Source organism: Chryseobacterium mucoviscidosis (genome assembly GCF_002177115.1).
Lineage (GTDB): Bacteria > Bacteroidota > Bacteroidia > Flavobacteriales > Weeksellaceae > Chryseobacterium > Chryseobacterium mucoviscidosis.
Genome location: NZ_MVAG01000198.1, coordinates 1 through 249, shown reverse-complemented (window position 1 = coordinate 249; position 249 = coordinate 1). Strand labels below are relative to the sequence as shown.

The 249-nt window shown below is 49.8% G+C and carries 1 pseudogene; it reads left to right on the top strand.

The features are described from left to right. Window positions 1–249, top strand: a pseudogene (locus B0E34_RS22900) (hypothetical protein); the annotation flags it as partial.

Here is a 249-nt window from a genome sequence, read left to right as displayed (position 1 = left end):
GGGGATTCCGTCGTCCTTGATGCCGGTACGACAATGATTGAACTTGCGCGGCAGATTACACATTTACCGCTTCGCGTGATCACAAGCGACCTGCATATCGCGCTTTTTTTGGCTGAATTCAAGCAAATTGAAGTGACGATTATCGGCGGACGTATTGACGACTCCAGCCAGTCCTGCATTGGCGAACATGGTCGTAAATTGCTGCAAAATACCTGGCCGGACGTGGCATTTTTAAGCTGTAACAGCTGG